This is a genomic window from Streptomyces anatolicus (assembly GCF_019400875.1).
In the GTDB taxonomy this organism is placed as follows: domain Bacteria; phylum Actinomycetota; class Actinomycetes; order Streptomycetales; family Streptomycetaceae; genus Streptomyces; species Streptomyces anatolicus.
In genome coordinates, this window is sequence record NZ_WMBF01000372.1 from 1 (window position 1) to 6,405 (window position 6,405).

4 protein-coding genes and 1 tRNA gene are annotated in these 6,405 nt (G+C 65.9%); 1 reads left to right on the plus strand and 4 read right to left on the minus strand.

Annotated features, from left to right (window positions below):
* Positions 1-202 precede the first annotated feature (202 nt).
* Positions 203-1,645: a coiled-coil domain-containing protein gene (locus GKQ77_RS25075; RefSeq protein WP_372459978.1), complete on the minus strand. Its 1,443-nt coding sequence runs from the start codon at positions 1,643-1,645 to the stop codon at positions 203-205.
* 175 nt (positions 1,646-1,820) lie between these two features.
* Between GKQ77_RS25075 and GKQ77_RS25080 the strand changes: the two genes are divergently transcribed.
* Positions 1,821-1,892, plus strand: a tRNA-Val gene (locus tag GKQ77_RS25080).
* A gap of 1,294 nt (positions 1,893-3,186) precedes the next feature.
* On the opposite strand, the gene GKQ77_RS25085 is transcribed toward GKQ77_RS25080, so the two are convergent.
* The 3 genes from GKQ77_RS25085 to GKQ77_RS25095 all read right to left on the minus strand — a co-directional run bounded on the left by GKQ77_RS25085 (position 3,187) and on the right by GKQ77_RS25095 (position 6,295).
* Positions 3,187-3,693 (minus strand): hypothetical protein, encoded by a 507-nt coding sequence (locus GKQ77_RS25085; protein WP_219691202.1) that lies wholly within the window; start codon positions 3,691-3,693, stop codon positions 3,187-3,189.
* Positions 3,694-3,779: 86 nt separating this feature from the next.
* The gene (locus tag GKQ77_RS25090) at positions 3,780-4,922 is read right to left on the minus strand and encodes a hypothetical protein (RefSeq protein ID WP_219691203.1); all 1,143 of its coding nucleotides are present in this window, start codon (positions 4,920-4,922) and stop codon (positions 3,780-3,782) included.
* Between the two features lie 1,109 nt (positions 4,923-6,031).
* A complete protein-coding gene (locus tag GKQ77_RS25095) occupies positions 6,032-6,295 on the minus strand; it encodes a hypothetical protein (RefSeq protein WP_219691205.1) in 264 nt (87 codons plus the stop codon).
* Positions 6,296-6,405: the final 110 nt, after the last annotated feature.

A 6,405-nucleotide genomic window follows, 5' to 3' on the forward strand; every position in this document is an offset into this window, starting at 1 on the left:
CTGTGGTGGGGGTTGTTGCGGCTGAAGGGGCTCTGCGGGGGCGTTGTGGCTGGTCGCGCAGTTCCCCGCGCCCCTGACGGGGCGCTTCTCCTGGCCTGCGCCTCTGCGTGCCCCTGACGGGGCGCTTGTCCTGGGCCGCGCCTCTGTGTGCCCCTGACGGGGCGCCTCCTGGCCCGCGCTTCTGGCGGGGCGGGGTGCGGTGTCAGGAACCCTGGCCGCGCTCCTCGCGGATTTGGGTGACCACTCTCGCCACCGTCGCGCGGACCGCCTCGGTCTCGGTCAGGAAGTGCCAGTAGTCGGGGTGGCGGCCCTCCAGGGTCGTCACCGCGCGGTCCAGGCGGGCCACCGAGTCGTCCAACGGGCGGGCGTGGCGCGGCTCGGGGGTCTGGCGGCCCGCCATCGCGAGGCGCTGCGCGTCGCGGATCGCGAAGCGGGTGCGCTCGATCTCCTGCTGGGGGTCCTTCGCCACGGCGTTGAGCCGGCGGAGCCGGTCGCCGGCGGCGGAGACCGCCTCGTCCGTGGAGTTGAGCAGCGCGCGGACCGTCGAGAGCAGCGAGGTGGCGTCCGGCCAGCGCTGTTCCTCGCGGGCCCGCTGGGCCTCCTGGAGCTTGGTCTCGGCCTGGCGCACGCTCTGCGCGGCCTGGTCGGGGACGGGCTGGAGGTCCTGCCAGCAGGCGAGCGTGAAGCGCCGCCGCAGCTCGCTGAGGATCGGGTCGACCTGACCGCTGCGCGTGGTCAAGGCCTGCGCGCGGGTCCGCAGCGACACGAGCCGGCGGTCGATCTCGGCGGCGCGCTCGGGCAGCCGCTCGGCCTCGGCGCGCACGGCCCCGGCGTCGCGCAGGACGCGGTCGGCGCGCTGCAGGGTCTCCGGCACGCCGTGCCGGCCCGCGCCCTGGTTGAGCTTGGTCAGCTCCGGGCCGAGGGCGGCGAGGCGGGCGGCGAGATCGTCGGCCTTCAGCCCGGCGGCTCGTACGGAATCGAGGGCGTTGCTCGCGGCGAGCAGTGTCTGGCGGGCCCGCTCGACGGCGGGGGCGAGGCGGGCGAGCTGGGTCTCCGCCTTGTCGAGCAGCGGGCCGAGCCTCTGCTGGAAGCGGGTCAGCTCCGCCTTGGTCTTCTCCAACTCCTCCTTGGCCCGCGTCAGCTCGGTCCTGGCGTGGGCCGCGACCGACGCGTCCAGGTCGTCCCGGTCGAGGTCATGGGTGTCGACCGCGCTGATGTACTGGTGGCTGACCTCGTCGATGCGCCGCCCGAGCGCCTCGAAGTCGGCGGCGGCGCGCTGGGCCGCGGGCGAGGAGTCGACGGCGGTGATCGTCTCGATGGAGATGCGCAGCTCGCGCTGGGCGGTGTCCAGTTCGTAGAAGGCTGCGGCAGCGGCGTCCTTCGCGGCCTGTGCCTCGGCGCGCACGCTCTCGCCGCGGCCCCCGAACCACCGGCGCGTGCCGCCGCCCGCGAACGCGGCGGGCGCGGTGAGGGCGAGCAGTGGCAGGGGGAGGAGGACGAGGGCGAGGACGTCACGCAGGGCCCGGCCGCGTGGCGCGCTCACCGCGCCCGTCGGGCGACCCGCGCCCGTCGCGGCCGTCGCGGCCGCCAAGGGGTCGCTCCCCGCTTCGTCCGGTGTGTACGGCTGCCAAGGTGTCGCCGTCACTATCCCTCTCCCGTGCTGTCATCAGCCCTGCCCGGTGTCACATTCTCCCACCGGTTAGAGACGAACACACGGGTCGGTTAGTTCGCACCGAGCACCGCGACTTTGCCGCCGCCCCGGACACCACCAGGGGTTTGCGAGGCACTGCCCGCGGCAAGGTAGGCTGTTCACTCGTCCCGGGCGCGTAGCTCAGGGGTAGAGCGCCTCCCTTACAAGGAGGATGTCGGCGGTTCGAAACCGTCCGCGCCCACCGGGTGATAAGTAGCAGGTGAGAGCCTGGTTTTGACCCCCCAGCCGATTAGGGTTGGGGGGTCTCTTCACGCTGGGAGTCCGCACAAAGCCCACATCCCACGTGATCATGAGACGGCGATCACTCGCATCAGGGACTAGACCGCACCACTGCCACGCATGGCACCTCGTGGCGACGGCTGGTGCGTCTCACGCGCACGTTTAGATGACGTGCGCCCCAATCCTGTGGAGCCCCGGCGGGGAGGCCAGCCGGGGGCTACGGCCCCCGTCACAGCACCGGCGGGTGCCGTTCGTACAAACTAAGCCGTCCCACCCTGTGTCAATGGTGGGACGGCTTGCTCTGACCGAGTCAGAGCCGGGCGTCGACGTCCGCGGGGTGCTCTTCGTCCACTGCGCGGGCTGACCGACGGGTGGCACGCGCATCGCGATCACTCACCCGCCCTTGGCGAGCGGACACAGCCGCAGCGGCCGCTCCGACGGGCACTGCCGAAGAGATATCCGTGGGCCAACACCGGGCCACGGGTACCAGGAGTCTCCCCGGCACCGGGGCCTTGCAGTGAATGGGGCTCCTCTAGAGCTCCAGGCGAAAGGGGATCATGGCGACCTTAGGGGTCGGGCGAGCCACGGGGCAGACGTCGAGCGGAGATACCGGGGTCAGGGGAAGACCGTTCCCGCAGGAGCGATGCCAATTCGTCTTCTGTTGATTGAGGACGCATCCTGGTGAGTCAATGGACGGTTCAGATGAAGGTCTACACGATCGTCCCGTGTGGAGAGCGCGGTCAGGGATGAACCACAGATGGCTCGGGTTCATCCCGGGACATATGCAAAGTCGGCATAAACGCATTTCTTATGCTCGCCTCTGTCGTCGGCCTCCTATATCAGCAATGGTCCTTGGCTTTGCTCTCCTCGTAGGGTCGTGATCATCGCACTGCAGGCGAGCACGGTTGCAGGCAAAAAGAGGTGGACAATATTCCCTTAAAGTCGAGCACGTGAACGATTCAGTCGCTTGTACCCCTCGCCCTGCCGCGTTCTGGAGCGCCTCGCTTCCGTCGGCCTTCGCACCGCCCTTCGCCTGCAGGCGCTCGAAGGGGCCACAGGCAGGGACTACGCGCTCGCTCCGCGTGCTGGCGTAAGCGGCTTGACCACCGGAAGAAAGCGGCACGTAGCAGTCATGGGCGGCGCGAGATCGGACCGCATTCCTGCCCGCGTGGAACCAACCGCGGGCCCGCCGGAGGCTGTAGTTGTCCCGACGAGCCCGCAGGCTGCCCGCGTTGTAGGGCCTGGAAGATGCTGGGTCAGCGCGGTGCGTCGTCACCGCATTCGGACTGCGGGAGCACCTTGTTGCTCTCTCCGAGAGGGGAGTCGGCCAGCCCGGCTCCTGACCAGTAGACAGCAGTTGAGGCGAGGGGCTTGCCCTCGGGTGCGGTCACGAAGAACTCAGACACGTATCGGTGTCCGCCAGCGGTCTTGCCCTCGACTTCCAGGACGCGGCCGCCGTCTGAATCCTTGGTCGGGCGTACGGCCTTGGAGCGTAGGACTCGGGGCTTGGGCCCCGGCTTGAGGCAGAAGTCGTCGGCCTGCTTGCGTACGTAGGCGCAGGCCTTCTGCTGGTAGGCGAGTTCCTTGCAGAACCGTGTGGCACTCAAGTGCGGTGCACGGGAGACCACATGGTCAAGGATCGCGATCGCCTGCTTCTCGCTGACTGTCCTTCGGGGCTCTCGGTTCGCGTTGTCGCCGCTGCTGGCGCACGCACTGGCGGCCAAGAGCAGGGGCACGGCCAGGAGCATGATTCGGGGACGCATCTCTTGCCTCATGGGTTGGTAGTAGGGGGCGGACGGGACCGTGGCACTGGCCCCGCCCTTTACCCCACGCGGGTCATCTGGGGTGATTACACACCCCACCCAACGTTCGTCCAGTGCTTCCACTTGGGCCGGCCTTGGCGCTGGTTCGTCTTGACCGAGACCTGGTGCTGGGTGCCCCGGGCGCTACGCGCAGTGCCCTTCCAGTAGCTGCTCATCTTTCCGGCTTCTGCATACTTGTGAATCAGCTGCTTATCGCAGATATCGAAGTTTGCTGAAACACTGACCGAATACAGTGTGACACTCGCACTCCTCGCCCGGCAGTCGTTGCGGTCCTGACTGGCATTCGGCGCCCAGTCCTGCCAGTGAATCGTCGGGCCCGACGATTTGCGTTTCACGCCATGCCCACAGCTCTTGATGGCGAAGTTGCCATACCTATCACAGGTACTCAGGGCGCGCTTAGAATAATAGTTCCACGAATCGCTGCCATCGTGCTTCTCCACCCAATTCTGGTAACAGGAGTCATTGTAAGCAGTTTTGACGCTACCGCCGCCAGGCCAGTACGCTCTCGCTACTTTGCGCCGGAAGCAGTCGCTGGCAATCTTCTTGGCATACGGCCTGGTGGCCGAAGGGGTAGCTTCTTCGGGGTCGTCTTGAACAGTATCCTCGGCGTCTGGTGCCTCCTCCCATTCAACGCTCAGGTTGCAGGAGTCTGGGCTGCCGGGGTCCTCATCTGGGCTGACCGGTGTGCCGGTATCCCAGTCGAGCGGTGCGCCGGTTTCCCCATCGCCCACCGTGTAACTGATGTTGGTGACGCTCTGCGGAACCACCAGGATTTCGCTGTCTCGGTCCTCGCACGCAGAGGCGGGCAAGGCCAACTCGGAGGCGACCGTGGACGTTTCGACCTCCAGAACCTTGTATTCACTCTGCAGTTCAGAGGCTTGAATGCTAAACCTCTTTCCCTTCAATGCACCCTGTGGTATTTCGGAAATCTCACCCAAATTGCGATTGGTGAAATCTGCTAGCTCCTCGCGCCCTGAGGTTGTTTCTGTAATGTCATCCGTATTTGCCTTCGTGACCGGAACGCTGATAACAGGTGCATCGGCGACCTGCTGCTTTTCAGAGGTATTTGCCAGGGCGGTCGTATTCGCAGTCAGGGCCGTGCCAGTTAAAGCGAGAACGACTGCTGCGGCGGTGTATGACTGTCTAGACAAGTATCGAAATGAGCGCACTCGAACTCCATTTGATCTGGATGACCGGCTTCGGGGTGGATGGCGTGAACCTTCACGCTCCCCCCGCGATCCCTCCATGCGGGATCGTCGGAGGATCTTCGGCATGTTCGAACCGTTCCGTAAAGGCAGAACTGGTTCTGATGGCTAAAAAGAGTTGTATCCTATTTGCGCATTTTTGTAGTATATGCTCTATGCGTTTTAGTGACGTTTTGGCGTTATTACCTCTAATGTCATATTTAATTAATGCTTTCCTTGTTCGTGTTGCCTGTTGCCTGAGTTGAGGGCGGGTGGCCGATTTCGAAGGATTGCTTCAAGAGGGGCAGCGGACCCTGCGCGCACATGCGTCAGATGCTCGGCGGACACAGCACCTGGTAGGGGGCGGTGCGTCGGTAGGTCTTCGGCCTGGTGTACGCCGATCGCACGTGATCGAGGTCCTGTCATATGCCGGGCTGTCGGTCGCGGAGGGGTTCCGAAGGCGGTTCTCGGGGTGTCGCGTGACGCGCGGTGATCACCTGCGGGGGCAGGGTTCTGTAAGGGCCTATCGTCCGGTGGGACACACTCATGCACTGCGTGTCGTGCTCGTTACCGTCGCACCGGCCGCTTCCGTGGCGCCGGTACGGGGAGCCGACCTTTGAGGGCGCGCGGTCCGGCGTGGCCCGGCAGGCGGAAACCGGGAGACGCGGTGGATGGAATGGCGGCCTCGGATCTACGAGTACCGGCACAAGATCACGTCCCTTACTGCAGGAAGCCGGAGTGCCGGAGAGAGACACGCAGGCGATTTCCTTGGGGCAGAAGCGTGGCGGCAAGGTGACCTGGATTCATGCGCACGAGAGCGAGAGCGCGCGGGAGATTGTGCGGGTCGCTGTGATGGGGCAATCCGCAGGTGGTAAGCGGATTTCGTGTCGTTAGGTGATCGAATCGGCAGGGCCCATAGGAATCCACAAAGCCCTTAGGTAAGTCTCGAAAGCTCTGGATTCTTGGAGCGGCGCTCTGGCAAGGAGGATGTCGGCGGTTCGAAACCGTCCGCGCCCACCGGGTAGCAAGCAGCAGGCGAGAGCCGCTGATCGGCCCCCCAGTCGTGATCGACTGGGGGGCCTCTTCGTGCGGGGTCAGCCGAGGGGCGGCAGGGCCTTCACAGCGCGGTCGATGACGTTTCCGTTCGCGCAGTTGTTGGCGCCGTCGCCCACCCAGTCACCGAGGACCGGGACCACGGCCAGCTCTTGCAGGCATACGTCGGCCGCGGTGAAGTTCCAGTTGTTCGCGGCGTTCGTGCCGTTGCCGGTGTGGTGGCCGTCGTCGGCGTGGGCGGGGGCCGGGGCGGTCACGGCGAGGGTGCTGAGGGCGAGCGCGGTGAGCGCGGTGATCTTCTTCATGGGCTGGTCAACGAAGATCACGTGGAAGCGTCACTGAGCCTCCGGTCCGCCGGTCAGGCGGGGGCTGCCGGGGAGGGGGATGCTTGGAGTAGGGCCCGCGCGTCTTGTGG

What these genes read in the sequence shown, in the direction of transcription:
- GKQ77_RS25085 (WP_219691202.1), bottom strand. Translation starts at nt 3,693, where the DNA reads ATGCGTCCCCGAATCATGCTCCTGGCCGTGCCCCTGCTCTTGGCCGCC.
- GKQ77_RS25095 (WP_219691205.1), bottom strand. Translation starts at nt 6,295, where the DNA reads ATGAAGAAGATCACCGCGCTCACCGCGCTCGCCCTCAGCACCCTCGCC.